This is a genomic window from Streptomyces sp. NPDC052225 (assembly GCF_040679615.1).
Lineage (GTDB): Bacteria > Actinomycetota > Actinomycetes > Streptomycetales > Streptomycetaceae > Streptomyces.
The window spans coordinates 13,808-39,352 of sequence record NZ_JBFAVD010000001.1; the positions used below are offsets into that span (position 1 = coordinate 13,808).

30 protein-coding genes and 1 tRNA gene are annotated in these 25,545 nt (G+C 69.9%); 19 read left to right on the top strand and 12 right to left on the bottom strand.

Features of this window, described 5'->3' with window-relative positions; genetic code table 11:
• Positions 1–47: 47 nt before the first annotated feature.
• Together AB0L37_RS00075 and AB0L37_RS00080 are read right to left on the bottom strand one after the other, a co-directional pair.
• Positions 48–515, bottom strand: coding sequence for a RidA family protein (locus tag AB0L37_RS00075; RefSeq protein WP_365497529.1), 468 nt, complete (start codon positions 513–515; stop codon positions 48–50).
• Positions 512–676: a DUF4177 domain-containing protein gene (locus AB0L37_RS00080; RefSeq protein WP_073494871.1), complete on the bottom strand. Its 165-nt coding sequence runs from the start codon at positions 674–676 to the stop codon at positions 512–514. The genes AB0L37_RS00075 and AB0L37_RS00080 overlap by 4 nt, the downstream gene beginning before the upstream one ends.
• Positions 677–761: 85 nt before the next feature.
• On the opposite strand from AB0L37_RS00080, the gene AB0L37_RS00085 reads away from it, so the two are divergent.
• Both AB0L37_RS00085 and AB0L37_RS00090 read left to right on the top strand, forming a co-directional pair.
• Positions 762–1,721: an ArsA-related P-loop ATPase gene (locus AB0L37_RS00085; protein WP_365497532.1), complete on the top strand. Its 960-nt coding sequence runs from the start codon at positions 762–764 to the stop codon at positions 1,719–1,721.
• Positions 1,722–1,765: 44 nt separating this feature from the next.
• Entirely contained in the window at positions 1,766–3,043 is a 1,278-nt protein-coding gene (locus AB0L37_RS00090; RefSeq protein ID WP_365497535.1) for an ArsA family ATPase, read from the top strand.
• Between the two features lie 36 nt (positions 3,044–3,079).
• On the opposite strand, the gene AB0L37_RS00095 is transcribed toward AB0L37_RS00090, so the two are convergent.
• Positions 3,080–3,424, bottom strand: coding sequence for a WhiB family transcriptional regulator (locus tag AB0L37_RS00095; RefSeq protein ID WP_365497538.1), 345 nt, complete (start codon positions 3,422–3,424; stop codon positions 3,080–3,082).
• A 462-nt stretch (positions 3,425–3,886) separates the two neighbouring features.
• On the opposite strand from AB0L37_RS00095, the gene AB0L37_RS00100 reads away from it, so the two are divergent.
• Positions 3,887–6,148 (top strand): transglycosylase domain-containing protein, encoded by a 2,262-nt coding sequence (locus AB0L37_RS00100; RefSeq protein ID WP_365497540.1) that lies wholly within the window; start codon positions 3,887–3,889, stop codon positions 6,146–6,148.
• Between the two features lie 72 nt (positions 6,149–6,220).
• On the opposite strand, the gene AB0L37_RS00105 is transcribed toward AB0L37_RS00100, so the two are convergent.
• A complete protein-coding gene (locus AB0L37_RS00105; RefSeq protein ID WP_338698774.1) occupies positions 6,221–6,685 on the bottom strand; it encodes a GatB/YqeY domain-containing protein in 465 nt (154 codons plus the stop codon).
• A 77-nt stretch (positions 6,686–6,762) separates the two neighbouring features.
• On the opposite strand from AB0L37_RS00105, the gene AB0L37_RS00110 reads away from it, so the two are divergent.
• From AB0L37_RS00110 to AB0L37_RS00140, 7 genes are all read left to right on the top strand, one after another.
• Entirely contained in the window at positions 6,763–7,701 is a 939-nt protein-coding gene (locus tag AB0L37_RS00110; protein ID WP_365497543.1) for a metallophosphoesterase, read from the top strand.
• Between the two features lie 26 nt (positions 7,702–7,727).
• Positions 7,728–8,483, top strand: a complete 756-nt coding sequence (locus AB0L37_RS00115) for a Pr6Pr family membrane protein (RefSeq protein ID WP_365497546.1) — start codon at positions 7,728–7,730, stop codon at positions 8,481–8,483.
• A gap of 48 nt (positions 8,484–8,531) precedes the next feature.
• Positions 8,532–8,605, top strand: a tRNA-Pro gene (locus AB0L37_RS00120).
• 186 nt (positions 8,606–8,791) lie between these two features.
• A complete protein-coding gene (locus AB0L37_RS00125; protein WP_365497549.1) occupies positions 8,792–9,391 on the top strand; it encodes a chemotaxis protein CheB in 600 nt (199 codons plus the stop codon).
• Positions 9,391–11,265, top strand: coding sequence for a CheR family methyltransferase (locus AB0L37_RS00130; protein WP_365497552.1), 1,875 nt, complete (start codon positions 9,391–9,393; stop codon positions 11,263–11,265). Before AB0L37_RS00125 ends, AB0L37_RS00130 begins: the two co-directional genes overlap by 1 nt.
• 24 nt (positions 11,266–11,289) lie before the next feature.
• Positions 11,290–12,135, top strand: coding sequence for a GAF and ANTAR domain-containing protein (locus AB0L37_RS00135; RefSeq protein ID WP_365497555.1), 846 nt, complete (start codon positions 11,290–11,292; stop codon positions 12,133–12,135).
• Positions 12,136–12,156: 21 nt separating this feature from the next.
• Entirely contained in the window at positions 12,157–12,885 is a 729-nt protein-coding gene (locus tag AB0L37_RS00140) for an ANTAR domain-containing protein (protein WP_365497558.1), read from the top strand.
• 94 nt (positions 12,886–12,979) lie between these two features.
• On the opposite strand, the gene AB0L37_RS00145 is transcribed toward AB0L37_RS00140, so the two are convergent.
• The 3 genes from AB0L37_RS00145 to AB0L37_RS00155 form a co-directional block, all read right to left on the bottom strand.
• Positions 12,980–13,309, bottom strand: coding sequence for an SMI1/KNR4 family protein (locus AB0L37_RS00145; protein ID WP_365499140.1), 330 nt, complete (start codon positions 13,307–13,309; stop codon positions 12,980–12,982).
• A 110-nt stretch (positions 13,310–13,419) separates the two neighbouring features.
• Positions 13,420–13,812 (bottom strand): ArsI/CadI family heavy metal resistance metalloenzyme, encoded by a 393-nt coding sequence (locus AB0L37_RS00150; protein ID WP_365497561.1) that lies wholly within the window; start codon positions 13,810–13,812, stop codon positions 13,420–13,422.
• A 44-nt stretch (positions 13,813–13,856) separates the two neighbouring features.
• A complete protein-coding gene (locus AB0L37_RS00155) occupies positions 13,857–15,233 on the bottom strand; it encodes an NAD(P)-binding domain-containing protein (protein WP_365497564.1) in 1,377 nt (458 codons plus the stop codon).
• A 136-nt stretch (positions 15,234–15,369) separates the two neighbouring features.
• On the opposite strand from AB0L37_RS00155, the gene AB0L37_RS00160 reads away from it, so the two are divergent.
• On the top strand, positions 15,370–15,741 hold the full coding sequence (locus tag AB0L37_RS00160) for a metalloregulator ArsR/SmtB family transcription factor (protein ID WP_365497567.1): 372 nt from the start codon (positions 15,370–15,372) through the stop codon (positions 15,739–15,741).
• Here the strand turns inward: AB0L37_RS00160 and arsB are convergent.
• Both arsB and AB0L37_RS00170 read right to left on the bottom strand, forming a co-directional pair.
• Positions 15,711–16,826, bottom strand: a complete 1,116-nt coding sequence (arsB, locus tag AB0L37_RS00165; RefSeq protein ID WP_365497570.1) for an ACR3 family arsenite efflux transporter — start codon at positions 16,824–16,826, stop codon at positions 15,711–15,713. The two genes, AB0L37_RS00160 and arsB, sit on opposite strands and share 31 nt — an antisense overlap.
• The gene (locus AB0L37_RS00170) at positions 16,826–17,137 is read right to left on the bottom strand and encodes a metalloregulator ArsR/SmtB family transcription factor (RefSeq protein ID WP_365497573.1); all 312 of its coding nucleotides are present in this window, start codon (positions 17,135–17,137) and stop codon (positions 16,826–16,828) included. The genes arsB and AB0L37_RS00170 overlap by 1 nt, the downstream gene beginning before the upstream one ends.
• Before the next feature lie 112 nt (positions 17,138–17,249).
• On the opposite strand from AB0L37_RS00170, the gene AB0L37_RS00175 reads away from it, so the two are divergent.
• Positions 17,250–17,660: an arsenate reductase ArsC gene (locus AB0L37_RS00175; RefSeq protein WP_365497576.1), complete on the top strand. Its 411-nt coding sequence runs from the start codon at positions 17,250–17,252 to the stop codon at positions 17,658–17,660.
• A gap of 25 nt (positions 17,661–17,685) precedes the next feature.
• Here the strand turns inward: AB0L37_RS00175 and AB0L37_RS00180 are convergent, their stop codons facing one another.
• Positions 17,686–19,269 carry a SulP family inorganic anion transporter gene (locus AB0L37_RS00180; RefSeq protein ID WP_365497579.1) on the bottom strand — a complete coding sequence of 528 codons (1,584 nt, stop codon included), beginning with the start codon at positions 19,267–19,269 and terminating at the stop codon, positions 17,686–17,688.
• Positions 19,270–19,394: 125 nt separating this feature from the next.
• Here AB0L37_RS00180 and AB0L37_RS00185 point away from each other — a divergent pair, with 125 nt between their 5' ends.
• Entirely contained in the window at positions 19,395–19,805 is a 411-nt protein-coding gene (locus tag AB0L37_RS00185; RefSeq protein ID WP_365497582.1) for a MerR family transcriptional regulator, read from the top strand.
• A gap of 104 nt (positions 19,806–19,909) precedes the next feature.
• A complete protein-coding gene (locus AB0L37_RS00190; protein ID WP_365497585.1) occupies positions 19,910–20,443 on the top strand; it encodes a TerD family protein in 534 nt (177 codons plus the stop codon).
• Positions 20,444–20,510: 67 nt separating this feature from the next.
• Here the strand turns inward: AB0L37_RS00190 and AB0L37_RS00195 are convergent, their stop codons facing one another.
• Positions 20,511–20,921, bottom strand: coding sequence for an ATP-binding protein (locus AB0L37_RS00195; protein ID WP_365497588.1), 411 nt, complete (start codon positions 20,919–20,921; stop codon positions 20,511–20,513).
• Positions 20,922–21,000: 79 nt separating this feature from the next.
• Here AB0L37_RS00195 and AB0L37_RS00200 point away from each other — a divergent pair, with 79 nt between their 5' ends.
• Together AB0L37_RS00200 and AB0L37_RS00205 are read left to right on the top strand one after the other, a co-directional pair.
• Complete coding sequence (locus tag AB0L37_RS00200; RefSeq protein WP_365497591.1) at positions 21,001–21,849, top strand: helix-turn-helix transcriptional regulator; 849 nt, start codon at positions 21,001–21,003, stop codon at positions 21,847–21,849.
• The gene (locus tag AB0L37_RS00205; RefSeq protein WP_365497594.1) at positions 21,809–22,033 is read left to right on the top strand and encodes a DUF397 domain-containing protein; all 225 of its coding nucleotides are present in this window, start codon (positions 21,809–21,811) and stop codon (positions 22,031–22,033) included. The genes AB0L37_RS00200 and AB0L37_RS00205 overlap by 41 nt, the downstream gene beginning before the upstream one ends.
• A gap of 157 nt (positions 22,034–22,190) precedes the next feature.
• On the opposite strand, the gene AB0L37_RS00210 is transcribed toward AB0L37_RS00205, so the two are convergent.
• Complete coding sequence (locus tag AB0L37_RS00210; protein WP_365497597.1) at positions 22,191–23,132, bottom strand: EamA family transporter; 942 nt, start codon at positions 23,130–23,132, stop codon at positions 22,191–22,193.
• Positions 23,133–23,477: 345 nt separating this feature from the next.
• Here AB0L37_RS00210 and AB0L37_RS00215 point away from each other — a divergent pair, with 345 nt between their 5' ends.
• From AB0L37_RS00215 to AB0L37_RS00225, 3 genes are all read left to right on the top strand, one after another.
• Positions 23,478–23,999, top strand: a complete 522-nt coding sequence (locus AB0L37_RS00215; RefSeq protein WP_365497600.1) for a hypothetical protein — start codon at positions 23,478–23,480, stop codon at positions 23,997–23,999.
• Between the two features lie 169 nt (positions 24,000–24,168).
• The gene (locus tag AB0L37_RS00220; protein ID WP_365497603.1) at positions 24,169–24,306 is read left to right on the top strand and encodes a hypothetical protein; all 138 of its coding nucleotides are present in this window, start codon (positions 24,169–24,171) and stop codon (positions 24,304–24,306) included.
• 49 nt (positions 24,307–24,355) lie between these two features.
• Entirely contained in the window at positions 24,356–25,444 is a 1,089-nt protein-coding gene (locus AB0L37_RS00225; protein WP_365497606.1) for a fatty acid desaturase family protein, read from the top strand.
• The last annotated feature ends 101 nt before the right edge of the window (positions 25,445–25,545 follow it).

Sequence of the window (25,545 nt, forward strand, 5' to 3'; positions counted from 1 at the left end):
GGATGTTCGAGACCCACCCGCCACCTCGTACGACGTACGACGACGTCCTAGGCCTCGGTGAGCTCCACCTGGAACTCGACCTCGACCGGTGCGTCCAGCGGCAGCACCGCGACGCCGACCGCGCTGCGGGCGTGCACGCCCTTCTCGCCGAGGACCTCGCCGAGCAGCTCGCTCGCGCCGTTGATCACGCCGGGCTGCCCGGTGAAGTCGGGCGCCGACGCGACGAAGCCGACGACCTTCACGACGCGCGCGATGCGGTCCAGGTCACCGGCGACCGACTTGACCGCCGCCAGCGCGTTCAGGGCGCAGGTGCGGGCCAGGTCCTTGGCCTCCTCGGCGGTGACCTCGGCGCCGACCTTGCCGGTCACCGGCAGCGCGCCGTCGACCATGGGCAGCTGCCCGGCCGTGAACACGTACGGTCCCGACTGCACGGCCGGCTGGTACGCGGCGACCGGCGGCACGACGGGCGGCAGCGTCAGGCCGAGCTCGGCCAGCCGCGCCTCTACGGCGCTCACGCCTGCTTCTCGCGCTTCAGGTACGCCACCAGCTGCTCCGGGTTGTTCGGTCCCGGCACGACCTGGACGAGCTCCCAGCCGTCCTCGCCCCACGTGTCCAGGATCTGCTTCGTCGCGTGCACGAGGAGCGGCACGGTCGCGTATTCCCACTTCTTAGCCATGGGGCCGACTGTAGCCGCCGAACTGGGGGGCGTCGTTCCGGAGGCTCCTGCGTGATCCGGCGGCCGACTGGTTAGGCTCGAATACGTGAGCAGGCTCCAGGTCGTCAGCGGCAAGGGCGGTACCGGAAAGACCACGGTCGCCGCCGCACTCGCGCTCGCCCTCGCGACAGAGGGCAAGCGCACTCTCCTGGTGGAGGTGGAGGGCAGGCAGGGCATCGCACAGCTCTTTGAGACCGAGGCACTTCCCTACGAGGAGCGGAAGATCGCCGTCGCGCCCGGGGGCGGCGAGGTGTACGCGCTCGCCATCGACCCCGAACTGGCGCTTCTGGACTACCTCCAGATGTTCTACAAGCTGGGCGGCGCGGGCCGCGCCCTGAAGAAGCTGGGCGCGATCGACTTCGCCACCACCATCGCGCCGGGCCTCAGGGACGTGCTCCTGACGGGCAAGGCGTGCGAGGCGGTGCGCCGCAAGGACAAGCAGGGGCGGTACGCGTACGACTACGTCGTCATGGACGCCCCGCCCACCGGGCGCATCACCCGCTTCCTGAACGTGAACGACGAGGTCGCGGGGCTCGCGAAGATGGGGCCGATACACAACCAGGCCCAGGCCGTGATGCGCGTCCTCAAGTCCCGTGAGACAGCGGTGCACTTGGTGACGCTGCTGGAGGAGATGCCCGTACAGGAGACGCTCGACGGCGTGGCCGAACTGCGCGCGGCGAAGCTCCCCGTGGGACGGATCATGGTGAACATGGTGCGGCCCGCGCTCCTCGGGGAACCCGCCCTGGCGCTCAGCGGTGACCGTTCCGTGCGGCCCGCGGTCACCGAGGCGCTGACCGCCGCCGGACTCGGCAGCGCCAAGCGGCTCGTGGGGCCGCTGCTCGCCCAGGCCGGGGAGTACGCGGAGCGGTACGCGCTCGAGCGCGCCCAGCGCGACCTGCTCACCGAGGCGGAGCTGCCGCTGCACGAACTGCCGCTGCTCACCGAGGGGTTGGACATCTCCGGGCTCTACACGCTCGCCAAGGAACTGCGACGGCAAGGGATCTAGGGGCTCATATCCATGACGGGACGCTCCATGACGGGACGCCATCGATGACGCTGAATCCTGCGCGCACACTCGACATCGACCCGCTGCTCGACGACCCGGCCACCCGCATCGTGGTGTGCTGCGGTTCGGGCGGCGTCGGCAAGACCACCACCGCCGCGGCGCTCGGGCTGCGGGCCGCCGAGCGCGGCCGCAAGGTCGTCGTCCTGACCATCGACCCGGCCCGCAGGCTGGCGCAGTCGATGGGCATCGACTCGCTCGACAACGTGCCCCGGCAGGTCAAGGGGGCCCGGGGCGACGGCGAACTGCACGCCATGATGCTCGACATGAAGCGCACCTTCGACGAGATCGTCGAGGCGCACGCGGACGCAGAGCGGGCCAGGGCGATCCTCGACAACCCCTTCTACCAGTCGCTCTCTGCGGGCTTCGCGGGCACGCAGGAGTACATGGCGATGGAGAAGCTGGGCCAGCTGCGCTCGCGCGACGAGTGGGACCTGATCGTCGTCGACACCCCGCCGTCGCGCTCCGCGCTCGACTTCCTGGACGCGCCGCAGCGGCTCGGCTCGTTCCTCGACGGGAAGCTGATCCGGCTCCTGATGGCGCCGGCGAAGATCGGCGGGCGTGCGGGGATGAAGTTCCTGAACGTCGGCATGTCGATGATGACCGGCACGCTCGGCAAGCTCCTCGGCGGTCAACTCCTGCGCGACGTGCAGACGTTCGTGGCCGCGATGGACACGACGTTCGGCGGTTTCCGTACCCGGGCCGACGCCACGTACAAGCTGCTTCAGGCGCCCGGCACCGCGTTCCTCGTGGTCGCCGCGCCCGAGCGGGACGCGCTGCGCGAGGCCGCGTACTTCGTGGAACGCCTCGCCGCCGAGCGGATGCCCCTGGCCGGCCTCGTCCTGAACCGGGTGCACGGCAGCGGCGCGGGACGCCTGTCGGCCGAGCGCGCCCTGGCCGCCGCAGAAAATCTTGACGAACGCCGCATTGTGGATCAGGCGGCCGGGAAGGAAGAGGTTCGTACCTCTCCCGAGGATCCCGAGGCTCACCCCGAGACCGCTCCCGCGCCAGGCTCCCCCGCCCCAGCGGAGGCCCCGTCCGACCCCACGATCGAACAGCTGACGGCAGGACTGCTGCGCCTGCACGCCGAACGCATGCATGTGGTCGCGCGCGAACAGCGCACGCGTGACCGCTTCACCGCGCTGCACCCCGAAGTGGCCGTGACCGAGATCGCGGCCCTGCCCGGCGACGTACACGACCTGGCAGGCCTCAGGGACATCGGAGAGCGGCTCGCGGCCGGTGGCACTCCGGCCGGAGCAGTGTGAGCCGTACGTACGTCGGCGAGTGACGCGGGCCGTCGGCTATCCGACGGCCGCGAACCTCTCGTACGTCTCGTCGTTCTCCAGCTCCGCGGGCAGCAGGCCCGCGCCGCGCTCGTACTCCGTACGTGCCGTCTCAAGGAGGCTGCGCCACGAGGTGACGGTGGGACGCCTGCGCAGCAATGCGCGGCGCTCCCGCTCCGTCATGCCACCCCACACGCCGAACTCGACGCGATTGTCCAGCGCGTCGGCGAGGCACTCGGTCCGCACGGGGCATCCCGTGCACACCGCCTTCGCGCGGTTCTGCGCCGCTCCTTGAACGAACAGTTCATCCGGATCGGTAGTGCGGCAGGCGGCCTGCGCACTCCAGTCGACTACCCAGCCCATACCGGCGCCGTCCTCTCCCGAATCGAGGCTCCCCCACGGCGGCAGCGGCATATTCACCGCCGCCAGTTGAGGACGTTACGGAAGGTGGGCACAGCGCAACACCCCCTTCGGGCCCAATCTTGAATGGCCCGAACGGACTATGCGTAAGCGGCAGATCACCCGACGGAGTGACCGAGGGACATGCGTAATAACCCCGGCAAACCAGGACAGTTCACTTGCGCCACATCGGACGTCGGGTGACACACGAGGCGGTTTCGGGCACCCCTCAAGGCCTTCGCGGAGGGCTCGCGGAGGTGTACGGGAATGACTACAAGAGGCACTTCTACGAGCTGAGAAAAATGCCGGGAACGTTTCGGGGCCGTCCCACGTCTTGATACGAGACCGCACTGCTGTGACAGTTGAGTGCAGCTTAGGCCAAGGCATATACGCCTGTCCGGAGAATCAGAACGTAGGCTGCCCTGCATGGGAAAGAAGCGCTCGGCCGGTAGCGGCGGCGGGATGTCGCCGGCCCAACAGGCCGCCAAGTTCCTCGGTGTCAGCGTGCTCGCAGGAGCCGTGCTCGCCGGCATCGCGCTGCCCGCAGCGGGCGCGCTCGGCCTCGCGGCCAAGGGTTCCGTCGAGGGGTTCGACGAGATCCCCGCCAACTTGAAGACACCGCCGCTCAGTCAGCGGACCACGATCCTGGACAACCAGGGCGGGAAGATCGCGACGGTCTACTCGCGCGACCGCACCGTCGTGAAGCTGGACCAGATCTCCCCGTACATGCAGAAGGCGATCGTCGCGATCGAGGACTCGCGCTTCTTCGAGCACGGGGCCGTCGACGCGAAGGGCATCCTGCGCGCCATCAACGCCAACGCGCGCGGCGGCGGGGTCTCCCAGGGCGCCTCGACGCTCACCCAGCAGTACGTGAAGAACGTCTTCATGGAAGAGGCGGGCGACGACCCGACCAAGCTGGCGCAGGCGACGCAGCAGACGATCGGCCGCAAGGTCCGCGAGCTGAAGTACGCGATCCAGGTCGAGGACGAGCTCGGCAAGAAGAAGATCCTCGCCAACTACCTGAACATCACGTACTTCGGGCAGCAGGCGTACGGCATCGAGGCCGCGTCCCAGCGCTACTTCTCCAAGCACGCCAAGGACCTGACCGTCGCGGAGTCGGCGATGCTCGCCGGCATCGTCCAGTCGCCGAGCCGCTACGACCCCGTCAACGACGAGGCCGAGGCGAAGAAGCGGCGCAACGTGGTGCTCCAGCGCATGGCCGACGTGCACGACATCTCGCAGGCCGAGGCCGACAAGGCCAAGGCGTCCGACCTCGGCCTCAAGGTCAGCAGGCCGCAGAACGGGTGCATCACGGCGGTCAAGGGCGCCGCCTTCTTCTGCGACTACGTGCGCGAGGTCTTCATGGAGGACCCGGTCTTCGGCAAGACCAAGGAGGAGCGCGCCAAGATCTGGAACCGCGGCGGTCTGACGGTGAAGACCACCCTCGACCCGCAGTCCCAGGAGTCGGTGCAGGCGGCCATCAAGGAGAACGTCTACAGGACGGACAAGGTCGCCACCGCGGTCACCCTCGTCGAACCGGGCACCGGCAAGATCCTCGGCATGGGCCAGTCGAAGCCGTACGGCACCGACAACTCCAAGAACGAGACGGTGCTCAACTACTCGGTCAACGCCAAGTACAACGGCTCCGGTTACGGCTTCCCGACGGGTTCGACGTTCAAGCCGTTCCTGGCGGCGGCGGCCCTGGAGGGCGGCACGCCCGTGACGCAGGAGTACCCGGCGCCGTACCAGATGCCGTACCCGAGCAGCGTGCAGACGTGCAGCGGCAAGCCGTGGGTCAACAGCGGCGGCTACAAGGTGGAGAACGAGAACGAGTCGGAGGTCGGCCCCTATCGCCTCAAGGAGGCGATGGAGAAGTCCATCAACACGTACTTCGTGCAGATGCTCGGCGACACCGGCATGTGCCCGGTCGTGAAGATGACCGACAAGCTGGGCGTGGTGCAGGGCAACGGCACGAAGGTCGACGAGGTGCCGTCGTCGATGACCCTCGGTTCGACGGGTCTGTCGCCGCTGACGATGGCGTCCGCGTACGCCGCGTTCGCCAACGAGGGCACGTACTGCACCCCGGTCGCCATCGACTCGATCACCGGCCCGAACGGCAAGGCGATCGACGTCCCCAAGACGCAGTGCTCGCGTGCCATGTCGACGGAGACCGCCGACAAGATCAACACCCTGCTCAGCGGCGTGACCGACTCCGGTACGGGTCAGCAGGCCGGTCTGCAGAGCCGGGCCAACGCCGGTAAGACGGGTACGACCGACGCCCGTAAGAACGCGTGGTTCGTGGGCTACACGCCGAACCTGGCCGGCGCGGTCTGGGTCGGCAGCGCCTCGCAGGCCGTCGAGATGACCGACATCACCATCGGCGGCCGCTACCACGCGCAGGTCTACGGCGCCGACACCCCGGGCCCGATCTGGCGGTCCGCCATGACCGGCGCCCTGGAGGGCAGGCCCGCGCCGGGCTTCAACCTCGTCAACATCCCGAACCCGGACAAGGACAAGGACCGGGACAAGGACAAGGGCCACGGCGACGGCGGTCAGGACGACGGCAACAACGGGGACGACGGCGGCGGGGACGGCGGCGACGACCCGACACCCGACATCTCCCTGCCGGGCGACCTGATCGGCGGCAACGGCAACGGGGGGAACGGGCACGGCGGTTGGGGCCGCTAGGCACCCATCGCGAGCAGCAGTGAGGGGCGCCCCCGGTCATCCGGGGGCGCCCCTCATCCGTTCTCCGAGCCGTCAGCCCGCGAGCAGGCGCTTCACCGTCGCGGCGACGCGGCCGCCCTCGGCGCGGCCCGCGATCTTCGGGTTCGCGATCTTCATGACCTGGCCCATCGCGCGGGGGCCCTCGGCGCCGGACGCCTTCGCCTCCTCGACGGCCTGCGCCACGATCTGCTCCAGCTCGGCGTCGCTGAGCGGCTGCGGCAGGTAGACGGCGAGCAGCTCGCCCTCCGCCAGCTCGCGGGCGGCGGACTCGGCACGCCCGCCCTTCTCGAAGGCCTCGGCCGCCTCGCGGCGCTTCTTCGCCTCCTTGGCGATCACCTTCTGCACCTCGTCGTCGGAGAGTTCGCGCTTCTCCTTGCCCGCGACCTCCTGGTTCGTGATCGCGGAGAGGGTCAGCCGGAGCGTCGAGGAGCGCAGCTCATCGCGCTCCCGGATGGCGGCGTTGAGGTCTTCGTGCAGCTTCGACTTGAGCGTGGTCATGCCTTGATTGTCGCAGGTACGGGGGCGGCGGCGCCCGCCGATTTCCGGGGCGGTGCCGGTCTGACACGATGGGAGACATGCACGCGCGATACGGGATTCCCCTGAAGGTCTCAGCAGGCATCGCGGCGTTGGGCGCCGCCGGCATCGCCTACGCGGCGGGTTTCGAGGCCCGCTCCTTCCGGTTGCGGCGGGTGACGGTCCCGGTCCTGCCGGCCGGCATGCGCCCGCTTCGCATCCTCCAGGTCTCCGACATCCACATGGTCGGCGGGCAGCGCAAGAAGCAGCGCTGGCTGCGTTCGCTGGCGGGCCTGCGCCCCGACTTCGTCATCAACACGGGCGACAACCTGTCCGACCCGGAGGGCGTCCCCGAGGTCCTCGACGCGCTCGGCCCGCTGATGGAGTTCCCGGGCGCGTACGTCTTCGGCTCCAACGACTACTACGGGCCCCGCTTCAGCAACCCCGCCCGCTACCTGGTGCAGAAGGCGTCGGGCAAGCACGGTCTGAACGGCAACGCGGGCGCCGTCGGCGTCGTCCACAACCCGTGGGAAGGCCTGCGCGACGGCTTCGACGAGGCGGGCTGGCTGAACCTCACCAACACCCGGGGCGCGCTGAAGGTCGCCGGCATGGAGATCGGCCTGACCGGTCTGGACGACCCGCACATCAAGCGCGACCGCTACGAGGAGGTCGCGGGCGGCCCGGCGGACGGCCCCGACTTCTCGATGGGCGTCGTGCACGCCCCGTACCTGCGCGCCCTCGACGCCTTCACGGCCGACGGCTACCCGCTGATCCTCGCCGGGCACACGCACGGCGGCCAGCTCTGCATCCCCTTCTACGGCGCGCTCGTCACCAACTGCGACCTGGACACGGACCGCGTGAAGGGCCTGTCCACGCACCAGTCCGGGGGCAACACGTCCTACCTGCACGTCTCGGCCGGCTGCGGCGCGAACCGCTACACGCCGGTCCGCTTCGCCTGCCCGCCGGAGGCCTCGCTCCTCACCCTCACCCCGGGCAGCTGATCCGTTCCCGATTTACGGTGAAGGGCATGATCACGCCCGATGCCGCCCGTGCCAGTGCCGCCTCCGTCCCGGCGGAGGCGGTGGTCCCTCCGGTCCGCCGCCCGGTGGCCGCCGCCTTCCGCGCGCTCGTCGCGCTGGCGGCGCTCACCGGCATCGTCATCGACCTGTCGATCAGCGACAGCGCGCTGCGCGTCCTGAGCTACTTCACGATCCAGTCCAACCTGCTGATCGCGGTCGTCTTCGCCCTCTCCGCCTGGCGCGCCTGGGCGGCCCACCCGCCGCTGCCGCCCCTGGTGACCGGCGGCGTCCTCCTCTTCATCTCCATCACGGGCCTCGTCTACCACTTCGTCCTGGCGAACGACTCCAGCGGTTTCTCCATGACGGACGACCCGGATCACGCGATGACCGGCTGGCGCCAGATCTCCAACCAGCTCCTGCACACGGTCACACCCATCGGCGCCGTCCTGGACTGGCTCCTGCTCACCCGCCCCGGCGCCCTCCGTGTCCGCCACGCCGCGATCTGGCTGACGTACCCCCTGGCGTACTTCGGCTTCGCGCTCGTCCGCGGGGCGATCATGACGCCGGGCACCCCGGCCCGCTACCCGTACCCGTTCCTGGACGTCGACGTCCACGGCTACGCGGGCGTCCTCGGCAACGCCGTGGTCTTCGGCCTGGCCTTCTACCTGCTGGCCCTGTGCCTGGTCGGCCTGGACCGGATCAGGCCCCGGATCCGGGGCCGCGAAAACCGGATTTCGTCTCAGGGCGCCGGTCCGCTAAAGTAATCGATGTCGCCGCGACCTGCTGAAGAGCAGAGAGCGGAGCAACGACATCGGGGTGTAGCGCAGCTTGGCAGCGCGCTTCGTTCGGGACGAAGAGGTCGTGGGTTCAAATCCCGCCACCCCGACAGCTGAAACACCAGGTCAGGCCCGGTACTGAGAAATCAGTGCCGGGCCTGAGCTGTTGTGTGGGAGCCCCGCGATCTCCAGGAGCTTGCCCGTGCGGCAGCGAGTCACTTTACGTAGGCACGCCGCCCGCCCACCCGGCATCTCGCACCCTCACCGGGCGGCCCCGGTTCCGCTAGGCTCGCGATGTGACGGCCGACCAGTCCCCCGAGGACCAATACGCCATCGTCGCTGTCGCCGCATCCGCCGGCGGCGTGCAGGGACTGATCGCGCTGCTGGGAGGCCTGGGCCCGAGCCTGCCTGTGCCGGTCCTTGTCGTCCAGCACCTCGACCCCCGCCATCGGACGGTGATCGCCGACGTCCTCTCCCGCCGCACGGACCTTCTGGTCAAGCTCGCCGAGAACGAGGACCGGGTGGTGCCCGGGACGGTCTACATCGCCCCTCCGGACCGTCACCTCCTCGTCGGCCCCGACGGCGTCCTGGCCCTGTCGCGCACCGAGCTCGTCCACTTCGTGCGCCCCTCCGCCGACCTGCTCTTCGAATCGGTCGCCGCCTCCTACGGACCGCGGGCGATCGCCTGTGTGCTCACCGGCACCGGCAGCGACGGCGCGATGGGGCTTGACGCGGTCAAGTCCCGCGGCGGCACCGTGCTCGCCCAGGACCCGCTGACGGCGGAGTTCAAGGGGATGCCCCAGGCGGCGGTGGACACGGGAGCCGTCGACTTCGTGCTACCCCTTGAGGAGATCCCCGCGGTCATCCGGGGACTTGTCGAGGCCAAGAGGCAGTGATGGGCGAATCGCAGGAAACCGAATCCGAAGAGGCGCTGGAAGAACTGCTCGTCTTCCTCAGGGATTCCCGCGGTTTCGACTTCACGGGGTACAAGCGATCCACTCTGGGCCGGCGCATCCACAAGCGCATGACCGACGTGGGCGTGGACTCCTACACGGACTACCGGGACCTCCTGGAGACCAGTGCCGACGAATTCGGTGCGCTCTTCAACACAATCCTGATCAATGTCACGTCCTTCTTCCGCGACCCGGACGCGTGGAGCTTCCTCCAGCAGGAAGTCGTCCCCGACCTCCTCGCGAGCCTTGCCCCGGATCAGGAGATCAGGGTGTGGAGCGCCGGCTGCTCCAGCGGCGAGGAGGCGTACTCGCTGGTCATCATGTTCGCGGAGGCGCTCGGCGTCGAGGAGTGCCTGCGCCGCGTCAAGATCTACGCCACCGACATCGACGAGGAGGCACTGCGCGAGGCCCGGTCGGGGCTGTACCCGGCGAAGTCCCTGGAACCGCTCGCCGCCGAGCTGCGCGACAAGTACTTCGAGCAGAACGGGCAGAACGGCACTCAGTTCGGCTTCCGCCCCGACCTGCGCCGCCGGGTGATCTTCGGGCGGCACGACATCACCCAGGACGCCCCGATCTCCCGGCTCGACCTGCTGGTCTGCCGCAACACGCTGATGTACTTCAACGTCGAGGCCCAGACCCAGATCGTCGACCGCTTCCACTTCGCCCTTCGCAAGGGTGCCTACCTCTTCCTCGGCAAGGCCGAGATGCTGCTGAACGACGCCGACCGCTTCGATGTGCTGAGCATGCGGCAGCGGATCTTCCGGCGCCGCGCAGGTGACGCGGGGCTGCCCTACCACCCCGCTCCCGTGAAGGTCAGAGCCGGATCGGGCGTCGAACTGCACTCGGTCGCACGTACCCGGCAGTTGCGTGACCTCGCCCTCGACGCCGGCCCCACCCCGTCGATCGCCGTCGACGGCGACGGCACCGTCGTGGTGGTCAACAGTCAGGCGCGGACCCAGTTCGGCCTGACCGCAAGCGACATCGGCCGCCCTTTCCAGGACCTGGAGATCTCCTACCGGCCGGTCGAACTACGGTCGCTGATCGACCAGTCCACGCACGAGCGCCGAACCCTCCGGGTGAACAGGGCCGCGCGGCGGACGGGCGAGGACATCCAGTACTACGACATCCTCATCCAGCCGCTCGCCGCGCCCAGCGGTCTGCACGTGGCCACCCTGATCTCCTTCACCGACGTCACGGTGCCCACCCAGTTGCAGGCCGAGGTCAAACGGGTGCGCGAGGACCTGGAGACGGCGTACGAGGAACTCCAGTCCACGAACGAGGAACTGGAGACCACCAACGAGGAACTCCAGTCCAGCATCGAGGAGTTGGAGACGACCAACGAGGAACTCCAGTCCACGAACGAGGAACTGGAGACCACCAACGAGGAACTCCAGTCCGGCAACGAGGAACTGGAGACCATGAACGACGAGCTGCGTATCCGCGGCGAGGAGCTGGACGAGGCCAAGGCTTTCCTGGAAGCCGTGCTGACCAGCATCGCGGCGGGCGTGGTGGTCCTGGACAGCGGCCTGAAGGTCCGGAGCTGGAACCGGGGCGCCGTCGACATGTGGGGTCTGCGCGCGGACGAGGTGCTCGACAAGCCGTTCTTCGAGCTGGACTTCGGCCTGCCCACCGATGTGCTGCAACCCGTCGTGCAGAGGTGTCTGGAGACCCGCGAGCGCTCCGGACCGGTCGGCGTCGAGGCCCTCAGCCGCATCGGCCGGCCCCTCACCTGCGACGTGTTCAGCTCGCCGTTCAACGGCCACCACGGAGGCGTCGTCCTGATGATGGAGGAAAGCCGCAACGACGACTCCGACTGACCGGTCACGGCGTACGCTTCGGGCATGAACCCGCAGAGGCGCGAGGAAGCCCTCGAGCTGGCAGCGGCTGCACAACGCCGCGCCGACCGGGCACGGGAACGCGCGGACCGGGCACAGGCGGCCGCCGATCGGCACGAAGAGTTGGCACAGGAGCCGGGGCGCGAGTTCCACTCGCACATCGCGGCGACGCATCGCAGGTCGGCCGCGTGTCACCATTCCTCGGCCCGGCTCCAGGAGGCGTTCGCCCACCGGACAGCGGAGTGGGCCGAGACGCGGGGCACGCCGCCCCGGTTCATGACCGGCGTCGCTGAGGCGTGCGGGACAAGCAGCGCGGCGCTCATCCTGGTCGGCTCCGGCCTCGACCAGCTCGCGGTGGCCGCGTCGGACGAGCGCTCCTGCGCCGCTCAGGACCTGGAGTACGTGCTCGGCGAGGGGCCTGCCCGGGACGCGGTGTCGGACCACGGCCTGATCCTCGCGTCGGGGGCGGCGATCAGGACACGGTGGCCCGCCTACGGTCCCGCCCTGGCCCCCTTGGGCATCGCCTCGGTGGCCGCCGTTCCCCTGGACACCGACGGCGGCTGCATCGGAGCCCTGACGGTGTTCGACCCACGCCCCGGCCGCCGGGACTACGGCGACCTCGCCGAGGTCGCCGAGGCCCTTACGCGGATCATGCTGATGGGCCCAGACGCCGACCCGGAGCTCTACGGCGGAACCGATCACCGGGATCTCGTGCACCAGGCGGCCGGGGTGCTCTCCGTCCGGGAAGGCTGCCCTGTCGGCGACGCCCTGGCCCTCATCAAGGCCCGCGCGTTCGCGGAGGAGCTGTCCACCGAGGTGATTGCGCGGCGGATCCTGCACGCAGACCACTGACCCGGCTGAGGAAGAAGCGTCATGACGTCACAACAGCAGCTGGCCGACGCGTTCGTGGCACTGGCCGGCGGCACGGCGGACGGCCCGGACGTACCCGGCACCCTCGCGGTCCTCGTCGCTCGCAGCCCGACCCTGCTCGGCATCCGCGCGGCGGGGGTGGTGTTCGCCCCTCACGAGCGTGCGGAGGTCCAGGTCACGGGCTCCGACCCCGAGGTGTCGCGCCTGGAGCACGATGCGTCCGACCTGCGCGAAGGGCCTGGCCACGACTGCCACCGCGGCAGCCTGCCGCCGGCCCAGGCCGCCCTCGACAGCCGCCCGGCCAGGCAGCGTTGGCCTCACTACGCCCCACGGGCACTGAAGCTGGGCTACGCACGTGTGGCGGCCCTCCCCCTGCGGAGCCCTTCCCGGATCACCGGCGCGCTGATCCTGCTGTCCGGTCGCCGCAGTCCGATTCCCCCGGACGTGCTGGCACTCGGCCAGTCCATGGCCGACTTCACCGCCGTCACCCTGGAACGAGCCGACGAGGCCGACCGCAGCCGGGCCCTGACCGCACAGCTTGAACTGGCCCTGACCAGCCGTGTCGTCATCGAGCAGGCCAAGGGCATCCTGGCAACCCGCCTGTCCCTGACCATGGACGACGCCTTCGCTCTGCTGCGCGGCCACGCACGCTCACACCAACGGCCGGTGCACGACGTGGCATGCGAGATCATCGAGGGGCGCGCCGATCCCGAACTGATCGATCCCACATAGAACCGCTGACCAGCGGATACGTCATCCGCGCAGGTAGGATCAGCGACACCAGGTCAGGCCCGGTACTGAGAAATCAGTGCCGGGCCTGAGCTGTTTACCGGTACCAGTCGCCGTCGCCCGCGAGGGCGCGGTGCAGGTAGTCCTCCAGGTCGCGGGCGGCCCACAGTCGGCTGTCGTTCTCGTGGTTCCAGGCGAAGATGTCCGGGCGCTCGGGGGTGAGGACGAAGGCGAACTGGTCGCCGCCGCCGTTGTCGCCGAAGAACAGCAGCGGGTCGAAGGGCATGTACAGGCCGGGGAACGAATCGGGGGACCAGAACAGGAGGTTCTGGTCCACGATCCGGTCGAGGGGCCATACGACGTCGGTCCCGTACTCGCCGATCAGCCCGTCGGTCTCCCGGAGCAGAGCGGTCAGCTGTGCCGGCAGGCCTCGGCCGAGGCGCCGCTCCGCCCGGCCGGCGCCGTCGCGTCGACGGGCGCGCGGAACTCGACCTCGGGCAGGGCTGCGGCAGCGGCTTCTTTCCACATGGGCGCAGCTTAGGACGGAGGAGGGCTGGGAGTGGACGCGTCCGCCTTGACGACGTAGACCTCCCAGCGTTCCTGGCCGGGGGCGCCTACCCAGACCTTGTCCTGGAGGGCGTAGCAGCAGGTGGTGTCGTGCTGCTCGGTGGTCGTCAGGCCCGCTTCGGCGAGGCGGGCGGTCGCCTCGTGGACCTGTTCGGTCGAGTCGACCTCGACGCCCAGGTGGTCCAGGCGGGTCGGCTCCTCGGCCGTGCCTTCGATCAGGACGAGCTTGAGCGGGGGCTCGGCGATGGCGAAGTTGGCGTAGCCGTCGCGGAGTTTGGCCGGTTCGGTGCCGAAGAGTTTGGTGTAGAAGGCTATGGATGTCTTCAAGTCCGGGACGCGGAGGGCTAGTTGGACGCGGGACATGGCGTGCCTCCTGTGGGGTGAGTGAGTGAGTGCGTCGTGCTTGGTCAGCAGCCCCCTGTCGTGGTCGGGGTTCCGGTGCCGAGCTGGATGAGGGGCTGGGCGGCGGGGGTCGAGCAGCAGCCGCCGGCGGCCTCGTTCTGGTCCGGCTCGTCGAACAGGCCCGCGCCGCCGCAGACGCCGGTTTCGGGGAGGGTGAGTTCGACGCGGTCGGCGGAGTCGGTGTCGCCGGCGAGCGCGGCGACGACCGAGCGGACCTGCTCGTAGCCGGTGAGGGCGAGGAAGGTGGGGGCGCGGCCGTACGCCTTCATGCCGACGAGGTAGAAGTCCCTTTCGGGGTGGGACAGTTCGCGGTGGCCGTGGGGGTAGACCGTGCCGCAGGAGTGCTGGTTGGGGTCGATGAGGGGGGCCAGGGCGACGGGGGCCTGGAGGCGCTCGTCGAGGTTCAGGCGGAGCTCGGAGAGGAAGGACAGGTCGGGGCGGAAGCCCGTGAGGACGATGACCTCGTCGACCGGGTCCAGGCGGCGGCCGTCCTCGGCGACCAGGATCGGCCGGCCTTCGGGGTCGCGCTCGATCGTTTCGGTGCGGAATCCGGTGACCGCGTCGGCGTGGCCCGCGTCGACCGCGGCCTTGGCGGCCAGGCCGAGCGCGCCGCGTGCGGGCAGCTGGTCGGACTCGCCGCCGCCGAAGGTGGAGCCGGAGATGCCACGGCGCAGGATCCATACGGCGTGGGTGTCCGGGGTGTTCTCGGCTACGTCGGCGAGGGCGGCCAGCGCGGTGAAGGCCGAGGCGCCCGAACCGATGACGGCGGTGCGCTTGCCCGCGTAGCGGGCTCGTACGGATGCCTGCTTGAAGTCCGGGATCTGGTACGCGATGCGGGCGGCCGCCGTCTTCTCGCCGAGTGCGGGGAGGCCGTCGGCGCCTGCCGGGGACGGGGTGGACCAGGTGCCCGAGGCGTCGATGACGGCGCGGGCGAAGAGGCGCTCCTCGCGGCCGTCGGCGTACGTGACGTGGACGGTGAAGGGCCGGCTCTCGCGGTCGGCGTCGACGATGCGGTCGCGGCCGGCGCGGGAGACGCCGGTGACGGTGGCGCCGGTGCGGACCGTGTCGCCGAGGACGTCGGCCAGCGGCTGGAGGTAGCGCTCGGCCCAGTCGCCGCCGGTGGGGTAGGTCGCCGGGTCCGGGCGGGTCCAGCCGGTGGGGGCGAGGAGCTTCTCGGCCGCCGGGTCGACGACCTCGCCCCAGGTGGAGAAGAGGCGGACGTGCGACCACGCGCGCACCGCCGCCGCGGCCCGCGGCCCGGCTTCCAGGACCAGCGGGTCGATGCCCTGTTCGACCAGGTGGGCGGCGGCGGCCAGACCGACGGGGCCGGCCCCGATCACGACTACGGGCAGGCGGTCGGTGGCGGTGGCGGTGGCGTGCACGGCGGTTCCCCTTTGCTTCGACGTTTGTCGATGGCTTGTGCGGCCAGCCTCGCACCTGATTCGACAGACGTCAACATAGACGTTTGTCGAATTCAGGCCCGGGCTCGTCTGATTCGATGTGTGTCAACATAGACGTATGTCGAATACGAAGGTGCTGCCGCTCATCGAACCCGCCTCCCAGGGCGCGGCCCCGTGCTGCCCGCCGCTGACGGAGCGGCCGTTCAGCGCCGACGAGGCCGAGACGGCGGCCCGGATGTTCAAGGCGCTCGGCGATCCGGTGCGGCTGCGGCTGTTCTCGCTCGTCGCCTCGCACGAGGGCGGGGAGGCGTGCGTGTGCGACATCTCCGACGTCGGGGTGTCGCAGCCGACCGTCTCCCACCACCTGAAGAAGCTCAAGGACGCCGGGCTGCTCACCTCCGAGCGGCGCGGGACCTGGGTCTACTACCGGGTCGAGCCGTCCGTGCTCGCCGCCATGGGTCAGCTGCTGACCCTGCGCCCCGCCGCCTGATTCTTCTCGCGCCGGGCCAGCGCCACGTAGACGAGTCCGATCAGGACGGGCACCTCGATGAGCGGACCGACGACGCCCGCGAGGGCCTGGCCCGAGGTGACCCCGAAGGTGGCGACGCAGACGGCGATGGCCAGTTCGAAGTTGTTGCCCGCGGCCGTGAAGGCGAGCGTGGCGGTGCGGTCGTAGGCCAGTCCGATCGCCTTGCCCAGCAGGAAGCTCCCGAAGAACATCACCGCGAAGTAGACGAGCAGCGGGAGCGCGATGCGGACGACGTCGACCGGCTGCGAGGTGATCGCGTCTCCCTGGAGCGCGAAGAGGACGACGATCGTGAAGAGCAGGCCGTACAGCGCCCACGGGCCGATCTTCGGCAGGAAGGCGGACTCGTACCTCTCGCGGCCCGTCTTCTTCTCTCCGACGCGGCGGGTGAGGAAGCCGGCGAGCAGCGGGACGCCGAGGAACACGATCACGTTGAGGGCGATGTGCCAGACCGGCACGTCCAGGCCCTGGCCGTCGCCGAGGCCCAGCCACTGCGGCAGCAGGTCCAGGTAGAACCAGCCGAGCAGGCTGAACGCGATGACCTGGAAGACCGAGTTGAGGGCGACCAGGACGGCTGCCGCCTCGCGGTCGCCGCACGCCAGGTCGTTCCAGATGATCACCATCGCGATGCAGCGGGCGAGCCCGACGATGATCAGGCCCGTGCGGTACTCGGGCAGGCCGGGCAGGAAGATCCAGGCCAGCGCGAACATCACGGCGGGGCCGACGAGCCAGTTGACGACCAGCGACGACACCATGAGCTTCTTGTCGCCGGTGACCGTGTCCAGGCGGTCGTAGCGGACCTTGGCGAGGACCGGGTACATCATCACGAGCAGGCCGAGCGCGATCGGCAGCGAGATGCCGCCGATCTCGACCTTGGCGAGCGCGTCGTCCAGGCCGGGGATCAGACGGCCCAGACCGAGCCCTGCGGCCATCGCCAGCAGGATCCACACGGCGAGGTAGCGGTCGAGGGTCGACAGCTTGGCGACGATCGTGCCGCCGACGGCCCCCTCCGTCGCCGTCTCCCTGGATCCGGGTTCGGTCGTGGTCATCAGCAGGCTCGCTTCCGGCCGGTCTCGGCGGTCGTACGGGCGGTCTCGGCGAGCTCGGTGAACCGGCCGGCCAGGGCGGCGATGACGTCCGGCCTGAGGCGGTAGTAGGTGAACCGGCCGCACGGCTCGGTCTCCACGATCCCGGCGTCGCGCAGCACCTTGAGGTGGTTGGAGAGGTTGGTCTGCCTGGCCCCCGTCTCCTCGACGAGGTGCGTGGTGCAGAGGGTCTCGTGGGCGAGCAGGTCGACGATCCGCAGCCTGAGCGGGTCGGCGAGGACGCGGATCAGATCAGCGTCGGCTGACGTCATCATGGGCTGATATTTTCACATCACCCTGCACTGATACCAGTCGGCGCTGATGAGTGGTCCGCGGCCCCTCCCCCGCCGTCACCACCACCACCGGCCACTCGCGAAGGAAGACCCTATGCCCACGTCCCCGCTCGCATCCGTTCTGTTCGTCTGCGTCCACAACGCGGGCCGCTCGCAGATGGCCGCCGGTTTCCTCCGCCACCTCGCGGGCGACCGCGTCGAGGTCCGCTCCGCGGGCTCGCTCCCCGCCGACCAGGTCAACCCGGCCGCCGTCGAGGCCATGGCCGAAGTCGGCATCGACCTCACCACGGCCACCCCGAAGGTGCTCACCCCCGAGGCCGTCCAGGCGTCGGACTACGTCATCACCATGGGCTGCGGCGACGTCTGCCCGGTCTTCCCCGGCACGACGTACCTCGACTGGCAGCTCGACGACCCGGCCGGGCAGGGCGTCGACGCGGTGCGCCCGATCCGCGACGAGATCCGGTCGCGGGTCGAGGAGCTGGTCGCGGAGATCACCCGCGCGTAGCCACCGGCCTTGTCGCGGGTGGGTGTCAGGCGGTGAGTTCGCCGCTGAGCTTCTCGTGGAGGTGCGCGCTGGGCCGGTTCAAGCCGATGATCTCGACGTGCTTGCCGCGCTGGGCGTACTTGGTCTCGATCGCGTCCAGGGCCGCCACGGAGGAGGCGTCCCAGATGTGGGTGGCGGTCAGGTCGATGACGACCTTGTCCGGGTCGCCGGCGTAGTCGAACCGCGTGACCAGGTCGTTGGAGGAGGCGAAGAAGAGCTCGCCGGTGACGGAGTAGACGACCTGGCCGCCGTCCGGGTCGACGACGGCGGTGACCTCGGCCAGGTGGGCGACGCGCTGGGCGAAGACGACCATCGCGGTGACCGAGCCGACGACGACGCCGATGGCGAGGTTCGAGGTGGCGACCACGACCGCGACCGTGACGACCATGACCGTGATCTCGCCCGCGGGCATCCGCTTCAGCGTCCTGGGGGCGATGGAGTGCCAGTCGAACGTCGCGAAGCAGACCATCACCATCACGGCGACGAGCGCGGCCATCGGGATCTGCGAGACCACCGGCCCGAACACGACACACAGCACCAGCAGGAAGACGCCCGCCAGGAACGTGGACAGGCGGGTACGGGCGCCCGACACCTTTACGTTGATCATGGTCTGGCCGATCATGGCGCAGCCGCCCATGCCGCCGAGGAAACCGGTGACGATGTTGGCGATGCCCTGGCCGACGGACTCGCGGGTCTTGTTCGAGCGGGTGTCGGTGATGTCGTCGACGAGCTTCGCCGTCATCAGCGACTCCATCAGGCCGACCAGCGCCATCGCGAGCGCGTACGGGGCGACGGTGATCAGGGTGTCGAGCGTGAACGGCACGTCGGGCAGGCCCGGCACCGGCAGCGACGAAGGGAGTTCGCCCTTGTCGCCGACGGTCGGGACGGCGATCCCGGCGGCGACCGTGAGCACGGTCAGGACGGTGATCGAGACCAGCGGCGCCGGGATCGCCCTGGTGACCTTCGGGAAGAACACCATCAGGGCCAGGCCCGCCGCGATCAGCGGGTAGACCGGCCAGGGCACGTCCGTCATCTCCGGCACCTGCGCCATGAAGATCAGGATCGCGAGCGCGTTGACGAAGCCGACCATCACGCTGCGCGGCACGAACCGCATCAGCTTCGCGACGCCGAGCGCGCCGAGGACGATCTGGAAGACGCCGGCGAGGATCACGCAGGCGACGAGGTAGCCGAACCCGTGCTCACGGTTGAGCGGCGCGATCACGAGGGCGACGGCGCCGGTGGCGGCGGAGATCATCGCCCGCCGCCCGCCCACGACGGAGATGGTCACCGCCATGGTGAACGCGGCGAACAGACCGATCTGCGGGTCGACCCCGGCGATGACCGAGAACGAGATCGCCTCGGGGATCAGGGCGAGCCCGACGACGAGTCCCGCGAGGATCTCGGTGCGCCACACCTTGGGGTCGCGGATCCAGTCGGGCTTGAGGCCGCGCAGCCGGTCGGCGAGCGTGAGCGCCGGAACGGGGGCGGAGGCAGGGGCGGGAGCAGACAAGAGAAGCGGTACCTGTCGTCGTCGGGCACGTGCGGACGGGCCGACGTGGTCCCGCACCATGGAGTGCCGGACGACGGCTCGACCGTCCCGGCACCCGGCAACTCTACCCTGACGTTAGGGTAGGGATCGAAGCGGTCCCCCGGCAGGCGGCGGGACGCGGGACAGGCGACACGGAAGGCAGGCGCGTGAGCGGCGAGCACATGCAGATCGGCGAGGTCGCCGCACGGACCGAGCTGTCGCTGCGCACCATCCGGCACTACGAGGAGACCGGCCTGGTCATCCCCTCCGCCCGCTCCCAGGGCGGCTTCCGGCTCTACACCGAGGCCGACGTCGCCCGCCTCATGGTCATCCGCCGCATGAAGCCGCTCGGCTTCACCCTCGACGAGATGCGCGACCTGCTCGCCGCAACCGACCGGCTCGACGCGGCCGGCGACGACCTCGGCACCGAGGAGCGGGAGCGACTCCTCGACCGTGTACGCCACTTCGAGCAGGCCGCCCAGGAGCGCGTCGCCCACCTGCGCACCCAGCTCGCCCGCGCCGAGGAGTTCGCCGCCACGCTCGCCGGGCACCTGCCCCGCCCCGCTCAACACCCTTGACCGAAAAGGGAGTTAAGGGAGCATCAAACCGCTGGTCGCAGCCCATACTGGACGCTGCGGGGGCCAGGTCGGGCCCGAGCCGCGCGATGCAGGGGAGGTATCCGGTGGGCGCCATCAGGACGAGGCCGTACAGGCCCGAGGTGCGGCTGCGGTGGGACCCGAGCCCGTGGGGGGAGCCCGCGCGGCACCTCGACATCGTCGCCGCCACGTACACGGCGGACGCTCCGCACGGCGCCCCCGTGTACATCGTGCATTCCGAGAGCCGATCCCCTGACGGCACCATCAGCATGCCGCGGCACAGCGAGACCGGGCTCGGCCTCGGGTTCGTCGAGGTGATGGACCTCGAACTGGACCGCCTCGCCCCCTCGTACGCCCGGGTGGTGGTGGGCGTGATGATCCATCAGGAGGCGGGCCCCCGGACCTTCGGCGACATCGCCCACGCGGGCGTGGTGGTCGTCGAGCACTACGCCGAGCTGCTTGCCGACGACTTCACACAGGTCGCGGGGGCGACCGCCGCCACCGTCGCCGAGTTCGTCCGCGACGGTGCCGGGCGGTGGGAGATGCACGAGCTGATACGCGGGTTCGACAGCGGCCCGGCGGCCTTTCCGTACGAGATGGGCAGCGCCGCTCGCGGCTGATCCTTCGCGCAACCCCGTCACTGGTGCGGCGCCCCCCGGCGCACGGACGCCCCATCGCCGCCGCCCGTCACCCGGCGCCGCACTCCCCCACCTCGAACCAGACCGTCTTGCCGCCGCCCGGCAGCGGTTCGGCGCCCCAGTCCCGGGCGACCGCGCCGACGAGGACGAGCCCCCGGCCCGCCTCGCCGCCGCTCGCGTCGACTACGCAGGGCAACCGGTCGGACCCGTCCGACACCTCGACCCGAACCCCCTTGCCCTCCGGGAGGAGTACGAACAGCACCGAACAGCGTCGGCCCGGCACATGGCGTACGACGTTCGACACGAGCTCCGTGAGCGCGAGGCGGGCGTCGTCGGCGAGGTGGGCCAGGCCCCAGTTGTCGAGGTACAGGTCCAGGATCCGGCGCAGATGTCTCGCCGAGTGGGCGCCCACCGCGAACCCTGCGCGGTAGAGGAGGGGGGTGGAGTTTCCGTGATTCATGTCACCAGCGTGCGAACGGGTGGCTACTCTCGGCTACTGAACGAGACTGACTCTGCGGGGAGTTGGAGGCACCATCACCATGCCGAACATCCGTGACCTCGACCCGACCGCTTCCCCTCTCGACTACTTCGGCGCGGAGCTGCGCCGGTTGCGCGAGGCCGCGGGCATGAACCAGGGGCAGCTCGGCTCCTGCATCTTCTGCACGGGCTCCCTGGTGGGCCAGATCGAGACGGCCCGGAAGCTTCCGACGCGGGAGTTCGCGGAGCGGGCGGACGCGGCGCTGGGTTCCGACGGGGCGCTGTCGCGGCTCGTCGGGCTTGTTCTGCGGAGCCAATTGCCTACGTGGTTCCAGGCCTACGCGGAGATGGAGGCTCGGGCCGTCCACATCAGCACGTTCCAGGCGCAGGTCGTGTACGGGCTGCTCCAGACCGAGGAGTACGCACGCGCCGTGCTGGACACCGGCGTACCCGAGAAGGTGGATCAACTCCTCGCCGCCCGGATGGAGCGCCAGCGCATCCTGAAACGGGCCCAGCCGCCCTTGATGTGCGTGATCCTCGACGAGGCCGTACTGCGACGCCCCATCGGCGGCCCGGACGTCATGCGGGACCAACTCGCCCACCTGTTGGACGTGATGGGCCATCGGTGGCTGACCCTTCAGGTGCTACCGCGCGCCGCAGGTCAACACGTGGGCCTCGCAGGCTCGTTCAACGCCCTGCGCTTCGACGACGGGCCCGACATCGTCTACACCGAGGATGTGATCTCCGGACACATGACCGCCAACCCGGAGACTCTCAGGGAGAGTTCACTCCGTTACGCTCGCTTGCAGGCCACCGCCCTCTCCGTGGAGAAATCGGCGGCACTGATCGCGCACGTGATGGAGGAACTCAGTGGAGCACAACCAGCAGCTGACGGGCGCGACGTGGCGTAAGTCGAGCTACAGCGGCAACACCGGCGGAGACTGCGTCGAAGTCGCCGACCTCACCGCCCGCGTAGCCCTCCGCGACTCCAAGAACCCCGACGGCGGCGCCTTCACCGTCGCTCCGGGCGCGTTCGCGTCGTTCATCCGTCAATTGGCGTCCGGTCACCTGTATGACGAACGCGTTTCTGGGTAGACGCGCTGTGCGAGGCAGCTCCTGATGTCGACATCAGGGCTGCCTGCCCGCTCCCAGGGCGCACGCCGACCCCGCAAGGGGCGCCCGTGGTCGAGGCGGTGGGCCGTGCCCTCGGGGGGTAGCGACGGGCACGGCCCCAAGCCTTCGGCCGCCGGCGTCACGCGGCCGCCTTCAGCTCCTCCGCCGTCACCTTGGGCCGTGCGTCCGGCTCCGCCTTGCGGGCGCCGCGGTTCACGGCGCCCAGGCTGGCCACGATGACGCAGGCGAGGCCCGCGTACTGGAGCAGGTCGCCGGGCTGGCCGAGGAGCAGGACGCCGATGAGCGTGGCGATGCCGGGCTCGAAGCTCATCAGCGTGCCGAACGCGGCCGTCGACAGGCGGCGCAGCACGGCGAGTTCGAGGATGTACGGCAGGATCGGCAGCAGCAGGGCAGCGCCGAACGACCCCAGCAGGATGTGCGGTTCGAGCATGTGCCCCGCCGCCTGCGGCAGCCCGAAGGGAGCGGCGCACAGCGTCGCGACGGTCAGGGAGACGGCCAGTCCCTCGACGCCTTCGAAACGGTCGCCGACCTTCTGCGTGAAGACGACGTACCCGCCCAGGCACGCGCCCGCGAGGCAGCCGAAGAGCAGGCCGACGAGTTCCGCGTCGCCCTCCCACGGCCGGGTCAGGGCCAGCACTCCGGCGGCGGCGAGCACGGGCCACACCAGGTCGGAGCGCCGGCCGCGCAGTCCGGCCACCGCCACGGCGAGCGGCCCCATGAACTCCAGCGCGCTGGCGACGCCCAGGGGAATCCTGTCGATCGCGAGGAAGTAGGAGACGGTCAGCGCCGCGCTCAGCAGGCCGAGCACGCAGGCCACGGACAGATCCTCGCGGGAGCGGCCGCGCAGGGTGGGGCGGGCCCACAGGAGCAGGACGAGCGAGGCCCACAGCAGGCGCAGGAACGCGGTGCCCATGGGGCCCGTCTCGTCGAACATCCAGGTGGACACGCCCGCGCCCAACTGCACGCTCGCCATGGAGAGCACGGCGAGCGCCGCGGGCCCAGCGGTCCCCGTCCTGATCTTCCCGGCCTTCCCGGTCGTGCCGGTCGTCAACTGGTCCATGTCACCTGTCACTTCTTCCGTCGCGTCCGGCCCTCCGGGTGCGGGGACCTTTATCTGCCACGAAAGAAATTAGGTACGTGTCCGCCCCGTCCGGCCGCGATTCCCCTGGCCTGATGCGGCCGCTGCCTCTTCCGGCCATCGGCAAGTCATTCAGGACAGGACAGGACCGCAGCAGAATGTGTGCATGGCGGCGGGTAATTACCGAAGATTTTTCGTCCGCGACGCGATGGCGTGAGCCGGTTGACGGGGAATAGCGCACACAGTGACGCGCTTCGTTTTCATGCCTGCCTTCTTTTCGAGCACGGTGCGCCGTCCCCTGTTCATCCGCGCGAACTCGCCGAGACCGTGCAGCTCTTCCTGATCGACGAGTTGGAGCGGTGGTCCGACGATCTGCTGCGCCAGCTGGTCGACGTGGCCGGTGTCCGGTCACCGCGCCGGCCCCAGGACGCCGGGCCTCCCTCCGGGACGGCGGCCCGCCTCCTCACCACCGCGCCCTACGAGGTGCGCGAAGGGCTCTCCCCGCACACGCTCGCCCCCGACCGGGCGGCCGCCGCCTTCGTGCGTACGGTCGTCGAAGCACGGCACGACCTGCGGCGGATCGCCTCGGCGCGGCTGCTGGGGCGCGCGGCACGGCGTGGCCGGCTCCTCGCCCATCTGGAGCTCCTGGCCACCCTCGCCGTCGTGATCAGACCGGTCATGCCGGGCTGGTCCGCCCTGATCGCCGGGCATCTCGGCATGCCGCACGACGCGCACTGGCCGCCGGCCGGCGACGGACGCAGGCTCCTGGTCCCCGGCACCCCGCTGCGGCCCGGCCTTCCCGGGTATTTCCTCGTACCGCCCTTGCCGGCGTCGCCGCCCGTGCACTGACCCATTCCGAATTCCGGACCCCGGAATCCGGCGTTCCCGCCGGTGTCCTAAGCGGGCCAATGTAATTTGCGGACGCCTCGATCCCCTTCTTCCCCGGAGCGGGGTCGGCAAAGATCTCTCCCGGCGGCAGGAAAGGCCGTCAAGAATCCGAGAGACCAAGGAAAAAACCATGCGCTTCATCCGTCGGGCCGCCCTTTCGCTGACGACCGCTCTCGCCGTCGTGACCCTGGGCGCCGGTGTCGGCACCGCCGCCACGGCCACCGCCGACGCCCCGGTGACCGTGTCCCCGGACGTCACCGAGTGGTGATGCGGGCTCTGCCCGCGGGCCGCCATCTCTCACCGACCGAAGGATGACCATGTCCACCCAATGGGCCGTACAGAAGGGCCGATACCAGCCCTACCGCTTCGACAAGGAGATCCAGGAACGCATACGTGAGTTGAACCGCCTCGACAACTGGCACGGGGTCGTGGCCTTCGCGTCGGACGTCTTCTGGATCGCGACCGCGATCTGGCTCAGCTGCGGTGTCTCGTACTGGCTCTACCCCGTCACCGTGGTGATGGTGGGGTCCCGGATGCGCGCCCTGGCGACCCTGCTGCACGAGAGCGCCCACGGCATCCTCGCCCGCAACCGGGCGCTGAACCTGGTGCTCGGCACGGCGCTGTCCGCGTACCCGATCTTCCAGACGCACTACACGTACAAGAAGACCCATGTCGCGACCCACCACCCGAAGCTGGGCCGGCCGGACGTCGATCCGGATCTGATCTTCTTCATCGAACAGGGCGTGTACGAGGAGGGGTTGAGCGAGCGGCAGCGCTGGACGAAGCTCGTGGTGCTGCCGGCGCTCGGCGCCCGCACGCTGGCCGTCGTGAAGTATCTGCTGGTCAACCGGCTGGGCGGGGCCAAGGACACGGAGGAGGCGGAGGTGCGTCCCGACCACCGGGTCAAGGCCCGGCGGGACAAGGTCGCGTTCGCGCTCTTCTGGGCGGCCGCGCTGGGGCTGCTCGCCGCGGGCGGACTCCTCGGCGCCTTCGTGCTGTTCTGGATCGTGCCCTTCCTCACCACGTTCCAGATCATCAGCTGGTACATCGAGCTGTCGGAGCACACCCCGCTCGTCCGCGACCACCGCGTGAACCTCTACATGACCCGCAACCGCAAGAGCCGCGGCCTGGAGCGGTTCCTGACCGCGATGCACCGGGAGAACTTCCACCTGGACCACCACCTGGACACGCGCACCCCGTACTGGAACATGCGCAAGGTGCACCAACTGCGCCTGGCGGACCCGGAGTACGCCCGCTGGGACGCACAGGCAGGCGGCCTGTTCACCAAGGGCCCGCAGGGTCAGGACTCCGCCATCCGGCAGGTCGTGCGCGGCCTGGGCGAGCGGCCCGCGCGAGCGGCGGCCGGGCCCGTGACGCCGGACGCGCTGCTCGAAACGGTGGCCTAGGCCCCGGCGTCCGACGGCACCCACATGATCCGGGGAGGCATCGCCTGCCCGGATCACTGCGTGAGACAACCTTGCATGCGTATACGAGCCCTGACATACAG